Below are 16,923 nucleotides of genomic sequence, written 5' to 3'. Positions count from 1 at the left end.
ACAGTTAACGGCTTAACCGGCCGTGAACTGTAACGCATCCAGCCCATTAAAAAGTCGCCTGACGGCGAGGGGCTGGATGCATAAAACCGCAGATTTATTGGCCGGATGCCTTGCAGCGAGGTGTAAGGCACCGTAAACCAGTAACAAGTGATTATAATAAATGGAGGAAATTGATTATGAAGTTAAAAGTGTGGAAAAGATTTGCGGCAGCAGCTATGATCGGCGTTATGTCAGCCGGACTGCTTGCAGGCTGCGGTAAGGGTAAAACAGAGACTAATGAAAGCGGTGAGGAAATCGTAGAACTGGTCTGGTGGCAGATTGGTGATGCCCAGAAGGATCAGGAGAAGGTTATTGCGAAGGTGAATGAGTACACCGAAGAAAAAATCGGCGTCAGAGTAAAAGTAAACACCGCAGGCTGGGGCGACTATGACCAGAAAATGCAGGTGATCATCAATACAGGCGATGATTGGGATATGTGCTTTACCTGTTCATGGGCGAATAATTATCTTCAGAATGCAAATAAGGGAGCATTTCTTGAGCTGGATGAGTATCTAAAAGATACAGAGATGTACAATACCATTGACGAACGTTTCTGGGAAGCAGCAAAGGTAAAAGGCAAAACCTATGGTGTACCGAGTGAGAAAGAAATCGGCTCTATGCCGATGTGGGTATTCACAAAAGAATATGTAGATAAATACAATGTTCCTGTAGATGAGATTCACTCTCTGGAAGATCTGGAGCCGTGGCTGAAGCTCATCAAGGAAAATGAACCAGGCGTAGTACCGCTGTATCTGACAAGCAGCTATTCTGCACCGACTTATATGGACCTGATTCAGAATCCGGTAGGAATCGAGTACGGCGATGAGTCTCTGACCGTAAAGAACTTGTTTGAAACGGAAAAAATGAAGTCTACGCTGGATACGATGAGAAAATATTATCTGGCAGGCTATGTAAATCAGGATGCCGCAACGGCAAGCGATGACAAATCTGTAAAACGTTTTGTGACTAAGGGAGACGGACAGCCGTATGCAGAACTGGTATGGAGCAAAGATCTGAAATATGATGTAGTTGCAACTCCGATCATGGATACTTATGTGACAAATATTTCCGCACGAGGAGCATTAACAGCCGTTAACGCACAGACAGAACATCCGGAAAAAGCAGTTGAATTTCTGAATCTGGTAAATACAGACGAATATCTGAGAAACCTGCTGAACTATGGTATTGAGGGCGAGCACTGGAACTATGTGGACGTACCGGAGGAAGAGGCTGCGGCAGCAGAAGGAAAGCCATATGTATATGACAAGAAGATCGCATTGACGGAAAGCACAGATTACAGAGTATCTTACTGGGTACAGGGCGGACTGTTTAATACATATGTACTTGAAAATGAACCTATTGACAAATGGGCTACATTCAAAGAGTTCAATGCAGAGTCTGTGGCAGCGCCATCCTTTGGATTTGACTTTGATCTTGAACCGGTGAGCACAGAAGTAGCAGGTTTTGGAAATGTTATGGATGAGTTTGGCAAATCACTCTTTACGGGAAGTGTTGATCCGAAGGAATATCTGCCGAAATTGCAGGAAAAGCTGGAAGCGACCGGTATTGAGAAGGTAATTGAAGAGATGCAGAGTCAGATTGACGAGTGGAAAGCAGGCAAATAAAGAAAGCAAAAGGGCGCGCTTAACAGTAAGGGCGCCCTTATTTAGAGGAAATGGTATGAAAGCAGAGAAGAAGAGTTTATTAAGCCACATGGGAAGCATGCAGCAAGAGGCGTATGTCCGTCCGGTAATTTTTACCGAGGGCCGTGCCGGCGGGATGAAAGGATACGAAGTAAAGAATGGTCCTCTTGCATTTACCGTGGCAGCCGATAAGTGTATGGATATTGCGGAGGTTTCCTTTGCGGGATATAATGTCAGCTTTCTTTCCAAGCCCGGACTTATGGGGCGGAATCATTATGATACCAACGGAGATGAAGCGCTTCGGAGCATTATGGGCGGAATGCTGTTTACCTGCGGTCTAGAAAATATCTGTGCTCCATGCAGTGTGGAAGGGAAGGACTATCCGATGCACGGGCGTATACGGACAACTCCGGCAGAGCACACCTGTGCAGACGCATGCTGGACCAAAGAAGGATACCAGATGGTCTTGTCGGGGGAGATGCGAGAAGCAGAGCTTTTCGGAGAGAATCTGATCCTACGCAGAAAGATTACCACTTTGTATGGGGAGAACCGCATTTGTATTGAAGACGAGATTATGAACGAGGGATTTCGAGCAGAACCCATGATGCTTCTGTATCATATGAATGTGGGATATCCACTTTTGTCAGAGGACTGTGAGATTGTGCTGCCGACCAGAAATGTGATTCCGAGAGACAAAGACGCGGCGCCTCATATAGGAAACTGGAATCAGATGGAAGCGCCGAAAGACGGGGAACCGGAATATGTATTTCTGCACGAGATGGCAGCAGATGAAAATGGAAATACATTTGCGGCAGTTATCAATAAAAAGCTGGGAATCGGATTAAAAATAGAATATAATCAGAAGGAACTTCCTTATTTTATGCAATGGAAATCTATTGCATCGGGAGATTATGTGGTAGGTCTGGAGCCTGCAAATTCCAGTGTATATGGAAAGCTGTATCATATCGAGCAAGATGATCTGCATAAGATAGAGCCGTTTGCTGCAGAACGGAAACGGATCGTATTGACGTTTTTGCGGGGGGAAGAACTAAAACAGGTGAAGGCGGAAGCGGACACCTTGCAGCACAATGCAAGATGCCGTGTGAACAGTAACAAAGATTGTTAAATTTATAAAATATATAAAAGAAAAAGGAGAATTATGAAATGAAACGTTCAAAAATAAATGCAGAGATTAAACATATGGAAAAGCTGATTCAGGAACATGGCTTTGAGATCCCGCCGTTCTGCAAATGGTCTGCAGAAGACTGGAAAGACAAGGGTGCAGAGTACGATGAAATCCGCGACAACATGCTGGGTTGGGATATTACAGATTATGGTCTGGGGAAATTTGATGAGGTAGGATTCTCACTGATCACGATCCGTAATGGTAATCTGAAGATGGATAAGTATACAAAGACTTATGCAGAAAAACTGCTTGTCGTGAAAGAGGGACAGATGGCGCCGATGCATTTCCACTGGAATAAGATGGAGGATATCATCAACCGCGGCGGCGGAAATGTATTGATTACTGTTTATAACTCCACGGAAGACGGAGAATTTGCGGATACAGATGTAACTGTGAACTGTGACGGACGCGAGTATACGGTTTTGGCAGGCAGTCAGGTGAAGCTGACGCCGGGTGAGAGTATCACGATTTATCCGTATATGTATCACGATTTTCATGTGGAAGAGGGCAGCGGGGATGTATTGCTGGGAGAAGTATCCATGTGCAACGATGATGAGAATGACAATCGTTTCTATGAGCCGATCGGACGTTTCCCGGAGATTGAAGAGGATGAGGCTCCTTACCGTCTGCTTTGCAATGAGTATTCGTCAGCAAAATAGTCAGATATAAGATAAAGGAGACGGCAGAATTATGATACAGCAGGTATTGAATCAGAACTGGAAGATGGGATGTGCCGGAAACACAGTATTGCCGGCAGTTGTGCCGGGAACAGTCTATACAGACTTACTCAGGAATGGACAGATGGAGGATCCTTTCTGGAAGGATAATGAGATTCAGGCGCTTGAACTGATGGAAGAGGATTATGAATATGTATGCAGCTTTGCATGTGAAGAAGCGCTGCTTTCACAGGAGAGGGTTCTTTTACATTTTGACGGGCTGGATACAATTGCAGATATCTATGTGAATGAACAGAAGGTCGGAAAAGCATTTAATATGCATAGGATTTGGGAATATGATGTAACAGGGATTGTACACAGCAAAGAAAATGTTCTGCGTGTGCTGCTTCATTCACCGCTTCAATATATCCGGGAGGCATTTGAAAAGTGCCGTACAATGGGTTCAGAGGACGCGATGGATGGATTTGTCCATCTGCGGAAGGCGCATTGTATGTTCGGATGGGACTGGGGCGCTCATCTTCCGGACGCCGGAATTTTCCGAAATGTGTCTTTGCTGGGGATTACAGCGGCGAGGCTGGATAGTGTGTATATCAGACAGGAGCATTCAGATCGTCGGGTGGAACTTCATTTGGAAGTGCAGGAAGAATTGACAGATTTGTCTGCGGAGGAAACAGTTTATTCGGTAGAAATTACAGATCCGGCAGGAAGTGTTACGGTTTATGAGGATTCTCCGGAGACGATCACACTGGAGAACCCAAAACTCTGGTGGCCTAACGGTTATGGGGAGCAGCCTTTATACACAGTGAAGGTGGCGCTTTATAAGGCAGGTCAGAAGAGTGGAAGCGAACCATTGGATATTTGGGAGCGCCGGATCGGACTTCGTACGATGACTATGAAAATCGAGAAGGATCAGTGGGGAGAATGCTTTGCCCATGAGGTCAATGGAATTGCAATCTTTGCGATGGGGGCGGACTACATACCAGAAGACCATCTTCTTGGAAGAGTCACACCGGAGACGACAAGGAAGCTTCTTATACAATGTAAGGCGGCGAATTTCAATACAGTGCGTGTCTGGGGCGGCGGTTACTATCCTGAGGACTGGTTCTTTGACATTTGTGATGAACTGGGACTAGTCGTGTGGCAGGACTTTATGTTTGCCTGTGCAGTTTATGAGTTGTCACCGGAATTCAAAGCAAATATCCGTCAGGAATTTATTGATAATGTAAAACGTCTCCGTCATCATGCCTCTCTTGGACTTTGGTGCGGCAACAATGAGATGGAGATGTTTGTAGAAGAGGGACACCACTGGGTAACAAAGAAAACAGAAGTACGAGATTACATCATCATGTATGAGCAGCTAATCCCGGAAGTACTGGAGGAGTACGATCCGCAGACCTTCTACTGGCCGGCAAGCCCATCGTCAGGCGGCGCATTTGATGAACCAAACAGCCCGGACAGAGGAGATGTTCACTATTGGAAGGTTTGGCATGGAAACAGACCATTTTCTGAGTACCGTAAATTCTTCTTCCGCTATGCATCGGAATTTGGCTTCCAATCCTTTCCGAGCAAAAAGACGATAGAGACATTTACCGATGATCCGAAAGACTTCAATATCTTCTCCTATGTGATGGAGAAGCACCAGCGGCAGTATGGAGCAAACGGCAAGATTATGAACTATCTGCAGCAGACCTACTTGTATCCTACATCATTTGAGGTACTGCTCTATGCATCACAGCTTTTGCAGGCAGATGCGATCCGCTACGGAGTGGAGCATTTCCGAAGGAACAGGGGCAGATGCATGGGAGCTATTTACTGGCAGCTCAACGACTGCTGGCCGGTGATCTCCTGGGCGTCTATTGATTACTGCGGCAGATGGAAAGCGCTTCATTACGCAGCAAAACGTTTTTTTGCACCGCTGATGCTTTCTTGTCAGGAAGAAGGGATGATGACGCAGGAAGCGGATATGAACAGGGAGCACTTTGTGTTCGAGAAGTCCATTCGGCTCAATGTGGCAAATGAGACAATGGAAGAGAAGAAGGTTGTAATTTCCTGGGCAGTACGCAATTCCAAGGCAGAAATCATCCGGGATGGGGGCAGACAGACCATAACTGTTCCGGCGCTGACAAGTGTATGGCTGGATAAGGTACTGCTGCCAGGGATTGACATCTTCTCAGAGTATGTCAGTTATGAGATGGAATGTGATGGAGAGTTTGTATCGGATGGAACCGTGATTTTCTCCTATCCAAAATATTTCCGTTATGAAGACCCACAGTTATCATGCAGAGTCGAGGGGGATGAGATTGTTGTATCCGCAAATGCATATGCAAAAAGTGTGGAAATTCTAAACGAAAATGAAGATATAGTACTATCAGATAATTATTTTGATATGAATGCAGGAGAAAAGAGAGTGAAGATCATGTCAGGAAAGCCGGGGGAGGCTCTGAAACTGCGGAGCGTATATGATATACGGTGATACTGTTCACAGTCGAAATGCGCATAAACTGCGCATTTACGACCTAATACAGCGAAGTTTACAAGCATTTGTGCCTCGCCGCAGGCGATTTTAAATGCACAAATGCGGTTACAGTTCAGCATAGGAGTTTGCACTTGCTGCAAACTCCGTAAAAATGTGTGATGGGAAAACAAAATCCGCCCTTTCACCGCAGGTGAACTTAAAATAGGGCGGATTCAGTTACTATGAAGCCGAAAGGCTGAATAGTTAACTATACGGTGATATGGCGGAAAAATAAATCTTGACTTTCATTCACCTTGTGATAAAATAAAGAAGAATAATTTGAAGCAATGGGTTTCAAAAATAATAAAAAGCGATGACCGTGTACAGTAGAGAGTTATTTTCTATCAGAGAGAGAGAATCACCGGCTGCAAGTTCTCTTTAGTTCAGATAACAATCGAATTTCCCACGTTAGCTGCGTTTTTGAAAGTATTATTTGAAGTAGAGAGCGCCGTTTAATTGCATGTTACGCAATGCTAAGTGTCTGCAGGTTTACTGTGGGAATTAGGGTGGTACCGCGAATATAACTTCGTCCCTTTTAGGGGCGGAGTTTTTTTATGATATAGGAAAGTTCTCACTTTCCTATATCATAAAACGCTCTGGGGGATGCGCACTGCGGCGTACAATGAAGATGTCGCATGCGACCGCCGCAGGCGCAAGAATGTGCGAAGCACATTCTTTGTTCTGAATTTCAGATGAGAGGAGAAGTAGAATGAAAGAGAAACTGGAACAAATTAAAAAAGAAGCAATCACGCTCATTCAGGAATCTGATATACCAGAAAAACTGAACGACGTGCGTGTCAAATACCTTGGTAAAAAGGGCGAGCTGACAGCCGTATTAAAGGGAATGAAGGATGTTGCCCCGGAAGACCGTCCGAAGGTCGGTCAGCTTGTCAATGAGACAAGAGCTGCCATTGAAGGCATTCTGGAAGAGGCAAAGACAAAAATGGAAAAGGCGATCCGTGAGGAGAAGCTGAAAGCAGAGGTTATTGACGTGACACTGCCGTCCAGGAAAAATCATGTAGGACACAGACATCCGAATACGATCGCTCTGGAAGAGGTAGAGCGCATCTTCATCGGAATGGGTTATGAAGTTGTAGAAGGACCAGAAGTAGAATACGATAAGTACAACTTTGAGAAGCTGAACATTCCGGCGGACCATCCGGCTAAAGACGAACAGGATACATTTTACATTAACAAAGATATCGTGCTTCGTACCCAGACATCTCCGGTACAGGCACGTGTGATGGAGCAGGGAAAACTCCCGATTCGTATGATCGCGCCGGGAAGAGTATTCCGTTCTGACGAAGTAGACGCAACACATTCACCATCCTTCCACCAGATAGAGGGGCTTGTGATCGACAAAAAAGAAAAGGTATCTTTCGCAGACTTAAAAGGAACACTGGCAGAATTTGCAAAAGAACTGTTTGGACCAGAGACAAAGACAAAGTTCCGTCCTCATCATTTCCCATTTACAGAGCCAAGTGCAGAGGTCGATGTAAGCTGCTTCAAGTGCGGCGGTAAAGGATGCCGTTTCTGTAAAGGCTCCGGCTGGATTGAGATCCTCGGCTGCGGAATGGTTCACCCGCATGTATTAGAAATGTGCGGCATCGACCCGGAAGTATACGGCGGATTCGCATTCGGCGTAGGTCTGGAACGTATCGCATTATTGAAATACGAAATTGACGATATGCGGTTATTATACGAAAACGACACACGCTTCTTAAAACAATTCTAGCGAGCACACAAAGCAAAGAAGCGCGAACGAAAAGAGCATTTATTGTTACTGTTCATTCAGGTCAGTGCAATTATTGCGCTGACCGTAAGAAAACATAAAGCAGAAAGGAAGGAAAAATCATGAATACTTCATTATCATGGGTGAAAGCATATGTCCCGGATTTGGACGTGACAGCCCAGGAATATACAGACGCAATGACATTAACGGGAACAAAGGTAGAAGGCTGTGAGGAGCTGGATGCTGACCTTGAGAAAATCGTTATTGGTCAGATCGACAAGATTGAGAAACATCCTGATGCAGATAAATTGGTTGTCTGTCAGGTGAATATCGGCACAGAAAGCGTGCAGATTGTCACAGGCGCAAAAAATGTTTTTGAGGGAGCGAAGGTTCCGGTCGTACTGGACGGAGGACGTGTTGCAGGTGGACACGAGCCGGGACAGAAAGTTGCCGGAGGAATCAAGATTAAAAAAGGCAAGCTCCGCGGTGTAGAGAGCTTCGGTATGATGTGCTCCATCGAGGAACTGGGTTCTGATACGAACATGTATCCCGAGGCGCCGGAGAACGGCATCTACATTTTCCCTGAGGATGCAGAGGTTGGCAGCAGCGCAATTCAGGCGCTCGGCCGTGACGATGTGATTTTTGAGTATGAGGTAACCTCCAACCGTGTGGATTGTTTCAGCGTAATTGGTATTGCACGTGAGGCGGCGGCTACATTTGGTAAGGAATTCGTACCTCCGGTTGTGACAGAAACAGGAAATGACGAAGATGTGAATGACTACATCAAGGTTTCTGTGGAGAATACAGAGCTTTGCCCGCGTTACTGTGCAAGAGTTGTCAAAAATATCAAAATCGGACCGTCTCCGCTTTGGATGCAGAGAAGACTGGCTTCTGTGGGAATCCGCCCGATCAACATCCTGGTCGATATTACAAACTATGTAATGGAAGAGTACGGGCAGCCGATGCATGCTTATAATCTGGATACCATTGCGGGACGCCAGATTATTGTAAAAAATGCAAAAGACGGGGATACATTTGTAACACTTGACGGACAGGAAAGAAAATTGGACAAGGATGTATTGATGATCTGCGACGGTGAGAAGGAAATCGGCATTGCCGGAATCATGGGCGGCGAGAATTCCATGATTACCGATGATGTGAAGACAATGCTGTTTGAGGCAGCCTGCTTCGATGGTGTTAATATCCGTAAATCCAGCAAGCGTGTGGGACTTCGTACAGATGCGTCCGGTAAATTTGAAAAGGGACTGGATCCGAACAATGCAAAGGCAGCAATCGACCGTGCCTGTCAGTTGGTAGAAGAGATGGGTGCAGGCGAGGTTGTCGGAGGCACAGTGGACGTATATGGCAAGGTGAAAGAGCCTGTGCGTGTACCGTTTGATGCAGAGCAGATCAACATTATGTTGGGAACAGATATTTCTGAAGAACAGATGCTTGCATACTTTAAGAAAATTGATCTGGAATACGATGCAGAGACAAAAGAAGTGATTGCGCCGACCTTCCGTCACGATTTGTTCCGTCTGGCTGATCTGGCAGAGGAAGTAGCAAGATTTTTTGGGTATGATAACATTCCAACGACATTGCCGAGCGGAGAAGCAACCGCAGGAAAACTATCCTACAAGCTGAGAATTGAGCAGATTGCCCGTGAGATTGCTGAATTCTGCGGATTTAGTGAGGGAATGACATATTCCTTCGAGAGTCCAAAGGTATTTGATAAGCTGCTGATTCCGGCAGACTCAGACCTTCGCAGGACAGTGGATATCATGAACCCGCTGGGAGAGGATTACAGCATTATGAGAACTGTTTCTCTGAACGGAATGCTGACTTCTCTGGCAACGAACTACAACAGAAGAAACAAAAATGCAAGACTTTATGAGTTGGGCAATATTTACCTGCCAAAGGCACTTCCGCTGACAGAGCTTCCAGAGGAGCGTATGCAGTTTACACTGGGAATGTATGGTGAAGGTGATTTCTTTACCATGAAGGGTGTAGTAGAAGAGTTTTTTGAGAAAATCGGTATGACCGGAAAAGAGACCTATGACCCGAACGCAGGCAAGCCGTATCTGCACCCGGGACGTCAGGCAAATATCATTTATGACGGAAAAGTAGTAGGGTATCTGGGAGAGGTGCATCCGGAAGTTGCCGATACGTATGGTATTGGTGAGAGAGCATATGTGGCTGTCATTGATATGCCGGAGATTATGGAGTATGCAACATTTGACAGAAAATATATTGGAATTGCAAAATATCCGGCAGTGACCCGTGATATCAGTATGGTCGTTCCGAAGAAAATCCTGGTCGGTCAGATTGAAGAAGTAATCGAGGCAAAAGGCGGAAAATATCTGGAAAGCTATGCGTTGTTTGATTTGTATGAGGGCGCACAGATTAAGGAAGGATTTAAGTCTGTAGCTTATTCTATTGTATTCCGTGCAAAAGACAGAACATTGGAGGAGGCAGATGTATCCGCTGCAATGGAGAAGATTCTTGGAGCGCTGGAAGGCATGGGAATTGAGTTGAGAAAATAAATATATGTGAAGGCGCGCAACAGTTCAGCGCAGGACTTTGCACTTGCTGCAAAGTCCGTAAAAAAGTGTTGTGGGAAAAAGGCGGAGTCTTCTTGATGTTGTCATGAATTGGAGAGGAAAATATAGTGAAAACGAGTGATTTTTATTATGCTTTGCCGGAAGAACTGATCGCACAGGATCCGTTAGAAGACCGTTCATCCTCTCGTTTGCTTGTGTTGAACAAGGAGACAGGGGAGCGGGAACACCGTGTGTTTAAAGATATTATAGAATATTTGAAGCCGGGCGACTGTCTGGTTATCAATGATACGAAGGTGATTCCCGCACGGTTGATCGGAGAGCGTGTGGGAACTGGAGCTAAGATTGAAGTTCTGCTTTTGAAACGAAAAGAGAACGACATATGGGAAACATTGGTGCGTCCGGGAAAGAAAATGAAAGTGGGCGCACAGGTGAGCTTCGGAAACGGACTGCTGACAGGAAAAGTTATTGATGTGGTAGAAGAAGGCAATCGTTTGATTCAGTTCCGTTATGAAGGTATTTTTGAGGAAGTATTGGATCAGTTGGGGCAGATGCCGTTACCGCCTTACATTACTCATCAATTGAAAGACCGTGACCGTTATAATACAGTATATGCAGCCCATGAAGGTTCTGCGGCGGCGCCGACGGCAGGACTGCATTTCACACCGGAGCTTCTGGAGCAAATTCAGAAGAAAGGTGTAGATATTGCGCGTGTGACGCTTCACGTTGGACTTGGGACCTTCCGTCCGGTGAAGGTGGAAGATGTGACTGATCACCATATGCATTCTGAATTCTACCAGATAGATGAGGAAGCAGCAGAGAAGATTAACCGGGCAAAAAACGGCGGCGGAAGAGTAATCTGCGTTGGTACGACAAGCTGTCGGACCATTGAATCTGCGGCTGCAGAGGACGGACATCTTGAACCTTGCAGCGGTTGGACGGAGATATTTATTTATCCGGGATATCAGTTCAAGGTGCTGGATTGTCTGATCACCAATTTTCATTTACCAGAATCTACGCTGATCATGCTGGTTTCTGCGATCGCGGGACGTGAGCATGTACTGGAAGCATATGAGGAGGCGGTGAAAGAAAGATACAGGTTCTTTTCCTTTGGGGATGCCATGTTCATCGTTTAACACCGTTTCTTAACATTTGTTGAGTGATAATAAGAACATAATAAAAGAGCCATGGAGTGTCTTCAATCGACATCCTGGCTCTTTTGCGCTTCAAGAATCCGTATAAATGAATTTGTGCGATAAACCATTTTTGAAAATAATAGAAGAAACCCTACCATCTACAACGTAAACAGAATCAAGTAGTGTTGCCATATACATTCTGAGAATCTCAGGCGCTACACTTTGGGCAAGATTCTTGAAATATATATAATTGCGTTCTTTCAATTCTTTCTGTATGAGAAGATGGCTTGCCTGCTTTATAAAATCTTCGTCAGATAAAAAAGATTCGGAACTTTTTGTAATCATGCCAAGCTGCGAAGTGATTTCGTCAAGCCTGTTCGTAATTTCCAATTTTCTTAGGATAAAATCCTTTTCGGAAATTGCGCTGTCAGAATACAAATAAAGGTCCTGAAGTCTTTGGAGAGCGCGCTCCTGTTTTTCTTTTTCTTTTCTCAACGAATCTAACTCTGGATTTACTGTAGCTTTTTTCTTCCGAGGTTTCTTTATGGCAAAGACATAAAAGTTGTCCGATCCGTATCTTGAAAGAAGATTAAAGAAGTCGTGAAGACCATTTTCTTCAATGCGGACAACATCTGAAAAGGTACTGCCACGAAGTAATACCTTTTCTAATTCTTCCGGAGCGATAATGGAAGAAAATATCTTCTTTGCGTGGAGCATGTTCAAAATATAGTTTATGACAAACTCTCCAACAATCAGATCATTAACGGATGGGTTTCCACACGTATCGCTTTTTCTTTTCTTTGGGCAGGAATAAATAGAAGTCCTGTATCCGTCCGTATGTTTTCTTCCAGGGGTGGAAGTTAAACGGCAGCCACATTTCCCGCAATATACAATCCCAGAAAATATGTGGATGTTATCTCTTGTGCACTGTTTCCCGATAGAATTTCTTTGACGAGAATTTGTCTCGAGAATGGAAAGCATTTTTTCGTGTTCTTCGATGGTGAAGATTGCTGGGTGGTGATCGTGAATCATTATCCATTCTTCTTCCGGGTTAATGGTTCTGTTTTCTGTACCCTTGTACCTGTTATACCTGTAAATTCCAGCGTAGAACGGGCTTGATACTATTATCCAAACGGAAGTCGGACTCCACTCTGCGCCGGAACGAGTTCTAAATCCTTTAGAATTTAATAATTTCGCCGTCCTTGTAAGAGATTTGTTTTTTATATAATCATTTTTGATGATAATGCATACATTCTTTTCGTTGTTACAAATGGAGAATTCGCAGGATTCAGTGTCATAATCATACCCATAAGGGATTCTTCCTCCATTCCATTGTCCGTTTGAAGCCCTCGATATCATGGCATCTGTAACACGTTCAGAAGTCATATTTCTTTCTAACTCTGCGAAAACAAGAATAATCTTCAGCATAGCTTCACCAATTGCAGTAGAGGTATCGAATTGTTCGTTCTTGCTCACAAATGTAACGCGAAGATGTTGCAGCTCCTCATACATTTCTGCAAAGTCGAGAAGGTTTCTGGAAACTCTGTCGATTTTCCATACAAGTACGTGCGTAAATTCATCGTTTCGTATACGTTTCATCATATCTTGGAATGCTGGCCGGTTAGTATTTTTTCCCGAATATCCAGCGTCCTCAAATATTTCGTAATCATCAGTTCCTAAAATCAGAGAGCAATAAGCAACAAGATCCTGTCGTTGCATAGGGAGAGAGTCTTTATCTACCTGATGAATTGTAGATACCCTTATGTAGATTGCAACTTTTGTCTTGCGTACAGAAACAGCACTGCCTCTGTTAGTTATCTTTTTTAACGCCATAGCAGAACTCCTTTTTCTTTATAAACAATACTTATCAAATGTTTGACAAATGTTTCAAAAGCATCTATAATATACTTAACAGGACAGCCGGAAGGTGAGTGCGGATCACCCGTACCGGCGAAATAAAAGTAAACTATTATAAAATAGCCGACCTAAACTTTACCAGAGCACAGGGCGGCTATTTCTTATTTTTCAAATTCAGAATTGCAACTACAAGTAAAGCAAATGTGAGTAAAATCTGCATTTCTTCATATGTATTCATAAGCATCATCCTTCCGACAGGCTCGGTACGGATGAAAGCACGCCCCACCGGCTGCCCGGGTAGGCATATTATAGTTTCTTCTCTTTATTCGTTTTTCAAATCTTCTAATAATCCCATGAAACGTCTTCTATGAGATTTATCCATTCCACGAAAGTATAAGATGATATCTTGTTCGTCTTCTGAAGAAACAGCAATGGCGTAATTTGTTGTTCCGGAAAGAAAATCCGTCGTTGTCTGTAATGATCGAGCTATTTTTAAAAGCGTATCGATATTCGGTTTTGTATTTCCGGATATAATACTGCTGCAGATTGCTTCATCCAATTCTGCGGCTTTGGCAAGAGAGGATACATCTATCTGCAAATAGCGCATCCTCTCTGTGATTCTTTTTGAAAGAGCATCTGATCTTGAATATGGAGAGTCGGCAATCCAACGACAATCGTCTTTACCCAGTAGGTAATCTGTCGGAACATTGAAGTATTCTGCAATTTTCGCAATTTGTTCCGGAGCAGGCTTAGTGTATCCTCTTTCTATATTTGATATCACTTGTCCAGAGCAACAGGTAAATTCTCCGAGTTCGGATTGAAGGATGCCGGATTCTTTTCTTAACTGTTTGATTTTGATTCCTAAATTATTCATTTGTTTTCTTTTAATTGTTAAAGTATCTTCACAGATTGTAGTGTATGGTTTATCGTTTCTTTAATGTAACTGGTAGATAATGTATCATTGTAGTTTATAGTAATCAAAACGATACCTTGAGACTGGCAAATGTCTCTCTTTCTTTTGTCGTTTTCTTGTTGATGAAGTAGTTGCTCTTGCCCACCCCAAAACTTTATAGGTTTAAAATGTTGTATACCTTGAAATTCGAATGATAGGTTTCTGTTTGGTAAAAAAATGTCAAGTTCAAGACCGTTGAGCCAATCAGGTCGATAGTTACGCATAATAAATTCGTCCGGATAAATATTTTTGATTATGTTAAAAAGTTGATTTTCACCTTTCCACTTTGCTGTAGGATATAACAGTTCCTGTTTACACAGATTAATAACATAATCATATGTTTTAATATTGGGTGGAGGGTTAGATAAACCTAGTGTATTTGCTTCATTCAGTGGATCAATACCAAGTTCAAAATATTTTTGGGTTATGTACCATCCGTAGTGTAAATAGAATTTTGAACCATACATAGGATGGCAATAATTCAATACAGGAATAATTCCATTGCATTTGTGGCATATATTTGGACGGAAATCAAATAAAGAAAGAGGGTTCTCTGGATTTTGCATTGAGATAGACGCAACTATTTCGGGAAAGTATAATGACGAAAGAGGTGCGTTAGTTAACCCACTTCGTTCTTCGAAGTATTTCTTCCGTAGTCTTAAATAATTTTCTATAGCATTTCTTTCACATTCACAAAAAAACAACTTTTCTCCAATGTCTTCCGAGAAACAAAAAAAAGCACCGCGACTATATGGATAGTAAACAATAGGTAATGGTAAACGTTCGATAGATATACCTTTATTTTCAAGAATCACCTTTTTTTTTCCTGCTTCGAGAGAGAGACGTTCACGAAATTTCCAATAATCTGCCATTGTATGTGTATATGGTTTTTCATAAAAATATACATGAGTATTTTTCCAATTTTTAATTATTTCGAAAAGTTCTTCAAATTTATAATAAAAAGAAAGGTATTCTAAAACATTCTGAGCACCACAAAATATCGTAGATTTAGATGAATAATTTGGCAAACTTTTCGCAAGAGCAAGGGCTTTATTGAACCGTTTTGAATGAGTTTGTTCGAATTCAAATCTAGCAACCCATACCATATCATTTTCTCTTTTTTTTCTTTCCACATTCAAACTATATCGGATTGGTGTATTTTCCGTCCATTCATGCTCGTTTATAGAATCTACAAAACCAGAGGGTTCCTTTGAATTTATAAAAAAGTAATAAGAATCATCGGTATATCCGGTCTGACTTGCTTTTATAAAATGTAGTGTTTCCTTAATTTCCTGTACAAGTGCAACATATTCTTTGGCATGATTTGCTCTAGTTTTAACATCTGTATCCAAGTCTTCCGCAGCAAGCACTTTATTAAAATATGAATCAAGAAACTTGTTTTGTGATTGTATAGTGTTATAAGTTTCGGCATATGCAAAAACTTTGAGAAAATTTTGGTCAAAAGAATCTACAGTATTCTCAAATTCAAAAGATACTACGGAAGAGACTTCCGGAACATGTTTCGAAGTCGGTTCTGGAAGCGTATTATTTTTAATAAAATTGCCGTAAAATAAGTAATCTTGACGTTGTCTTTCTGTCTCATCTATGACAGTAGTGGTAGTGTTTGTGTTTTTTTGCTGTTGTTGTTTTAAGAATTTGTAAATAAAATATATTAATGCACCAATGATAAAGATGATAATAATGCCTGTCAAAACTTCAAAAAGAGGTCCTAATATAGTAATGAAAACCCCAAGTGCTATTATGGTTACAAAAGAAGATGTTTTTTTCTGTTTTTTCATTTTATTTCCCTTTTTCCCTTCGGTACCACTCGAAGGGTATTATTTTGCTTCTTTCAACCCCTCTAAATCATTACATGAATGATTCAGAGCTTTAATGTAACCTTTAAGTTCTCCTTTGAACTCTAATTTTGCATTTTTTGGAAGTTGATGTATTAAAGATAACCATTCGGCATCTTCAACAGAGAATGATGTGGAAACTCTGTTTGTCCCTAATAGTAAATAATCTGTGCTTACATTGAAATATGAAGCAACCTTGATTATTGCGTCTGTGGATGGCTTTTGTATTCCTTTTCTCCACTTACCTATAATCCCATTTCCTAATTCTAACTCCTTACACATAGCGGAATCGCTAAGACCAGAAGCATCAATTAGGTCTAAAATTCTAGTTATCATAAAAACTCCTTAGATAATTCGCTAAAAAAGTATTGACATTTAGCGAAAACGCTATTATTATAAACATGTAGAACACAAATGTGATGCACAGTTACAAAAAATAGGCGTTTATACACCTTATAAAAAGAAAGGAAAATCATTGAGCCATCTCAGTCAAGAGAGCATTGTTATTTTCCTCTATCATAACAGCAACCGCCTGTATTACCGCTTCAGCAGAAGCCTGCGTAATAACAGAGTAGTTTACAGGAAGTCCATCGGATGACATTTCCGCAAGAATCCGCCGATGAGCTTCCGAGAATGTGGATAGACCGATTGTTTTTAATTGGGAAGACCAATCATCTCTATTCTCCATAATAGATACTCCTCGTATAATAAGTTTGTAAGCAAGAAAAACAGCTTACAGACTTATTCTTTTTTGATTAGACAGAAGGATGAT

Annotated in this window: 12 protein-coding genes and 1 other annotated feature; of the genes, 7 read left to right on the top strand and 5 right to left on the bottom strand. The window is 42.4% G+C overall.

The genetic code is table 11. From position 1 onward, the window contains the following. The first annotated feature begins 176 nt into the window (after nt 1-176). From NFS18_RS10165 to queA, 7 genes are all read left to right on the top strand, one after another. Entirely contained in the window at nt 177-1,664 is a 1,488-nt protein-coding gene (locus NFS18_RS10165) for an ABC transporter substrate-binding protein (RefSeq protein ID WP_251389939.1), read from the top strand. A 55-nt stretch (nt 1,665-1,719) separates the two neighbouring features. Beyond that, a complete protein-coding gene (locus NFS18_RS10160) occupies nt 1,720-2,808 on the top strand; it encodes an aldose 1-epimerase family protein (protein WP_251389938.1) in 1,089 nt (362 codons plus the stop codon). Between the two features lie 38 nt (nt 2,809-2,846). After that, nucleotides 2,847-3,527 carry a D-lyxose/D-mannose family sugar isomerase gene (locus tag NFS18_RS10155; protein ID WP_251389937.1) on the top strand — a complete coding sequence of 227 codons (681 nt, stop codon included), beginning with the start codon at nt 2,847-2,849 and terminating at the stop codon, nt 3,525-3,527. 31 nt (nt 3,528-3,558) lie between these two features. Beyond that, nucleotides 3,559-6,018: a beta-mannosidase gene (locus NFS18_RS10150; protein WP_251389936.1), complete on the top strand. Its 2,460-nt coding sequence runs from the start codon at nt 3,559-3,561 to the stop codon at nt 6,016-6,018. Between the two features lie 346 nt (nt 6,019-6,364). Then, nucleotides 6,365-6,597, top strand: a binding site (T-box leader). Between the two features lie 172 nt (nt 6,598-6,769). Continuing rightward, nucleotides 6,770-7,795, top strand: a complete 1,026-nt coding sequence (gene pheS / locus NFS18_RS10145; protein ID WP_251389935.1) for a phenylalanine--tRNA ligase subunit alpha — start codon at nt 6,770-6,772, stop codon at nt 7,793-7,795. A 119-nt stretch (nt 7,796-7,914) separates the two neighbouring features. Beyond that, on the top strand, nt 7,915-10,335 hold the full coding sequence (pheT, locus tag NFS18_RS10140) for a phenylalanine--tRNA ligase subunit beta (protein WP_251389934.1): 2,421 nt from the start codon (nt 7,915-7,917) through the stop codon (nt 10,333-10,335). A 125-nt stretch (nt 10,336-10,460) separates the two neighbouring features. After that, entirely contained in the window at nt 10,461-11,486 is a 1,026-nt protein-coding gene (gene queA / locus NFS18_RS10135; protein WP_251389933.1) for a tRNA preQ1(34) S-adenosylmethionine ribosyltransferase-isomerase QueA, read from the top strand. A 90-nt stretch (nt 11,487-11,576) separates the two neighbouring features. On the opposite strand, the gene NFS18_RS10130 is transcribed toward queA, so the two are convergent. The 5 genes from NFS18_RS10130 to NFS18_RS10110 form a co-directional block, all read right to left on the bottom strand. Then, nucleotides 11,577-13,319 carry a recombinase family protein gene (locus NFS18_RS10130; RefSeq protein WP_251389932.1) on the bottom strand — a complete coding sequence of 581 codons (1,743 nt, stop codon included), beginning with the start codon at nt 13,317-13,319 and terminating at the stop codon, nt 11,577-11,579. Between the two features lie 346 nt (nt 13,320-13,665). Further along, nucleotides 13,666-14,217: a helix-turn-helix domain-containing protein gene (locus NFS18_RS10125; protein WP_251389931.1), complete on the bottom strand. Its 552-nt coding sequence runs from the start codon at nt 14,215-14,217 to the stop codon at nt 13,666-13,668. Nucleotides 14,218-14,234: 17 nt separating this feature from the next. Next, nucleotides 14,235-16,094, bottom strand: a complete 1,860-nt coding sequence (locus NFS18_RS10120) for a PDDEXK family nuclease (RefSeq protein WP_251389930.1) — start codon at nt 16,092-16,094, stop codon at nt 14,235-14,237. Nucleotides 16,095-16,133: 39 nt separating this feature from the next. Further along, nucleotides 16,134-16,487 (bottom strand): helix-turn-helix domain-containing protein, encoded by a 354-nt coding sequence (locus tag NFS18_RS10115; protein ID WP_251389929.1) that lies wholly within the window; start codon nt 16,485-16,487, stop codon nt 16,134-16,136. 136 nt (nt 16,488-16,623) lie between these two features. After that, nucleotides 16,624-16,839: a hypothetical protein gene (locus NFS18_RS10110; RefSeq protein ID WP_251389928.1), complete on the bottom strand. Its 216-nt coding sequence runs from the start codon at nt 16,837-16,839 to the stop codon at nt 16,624-16,626. Nucleotides 16,840-16,923: the final 84 nt, after the last annotated feature.

Origin of the sequence: Mediterraneibacter agrestimuris (assembly GCF_943193195.1) — a bacterium.
Classification (GTDB): Bacteria; Bacillota; Clostridia; order Lachnospirales; family Lachnospiraceae; genus Schaedlerella; species Schaedlerella agrestimuris.
The sequence above is the reverse complement of the archived record's forward strand: the minus strand, read 5'-3'. Positions and strand labels throughout refer to the sequence as shown.